We start from the raw sequence: 202 nt of genomic DNA, 5'->3' as shown, positions 1-202 counted from the left end.
ATCACAGCGATGATGCAGTCTTTTGTGAAACCAAACTTGCTGTGTGGAACATCCAACAACCTTGAAGCATCGTGGCTTGTGGGTTTTCAGCGGTTTTTAACCTGCTGAACTTTCAACACTTTCTACCAAATCGGCATCAGAAAAACTCGAAAGCCAAGTTGTGATATTTGAATGCTAAAAACTGATTTCCACAACAAATGAA

The 202-nt window shown here is 40.1% G+C and carries 1 pseudogene; it reads right to left on the bottom strand.

The annotated features are described in order from the left end of the window. Positions 1-56, bottom strand: a pseudogene (locus tag GOU96_RS18605) (DUF645 domain-containing protein); the annotation flags it as partial. Positions 57-202: the final 146 nt, after the last annotated feature.

Source organism: Vibrio sp. R-1, from assembly GCF_035615595.1.
Taxonomy (GTDB): domain Bacteria; phylum Pseudomonadota; class Gammaproteobacteria; order Enterobacterales; family Vibrionaceae; genus Vibrio; species Vibrio cholerae.
Note: the sequence above shows the minus strand (reverse complement) of the source record. Positions and strands in the feature narration are given on the sequence as shown.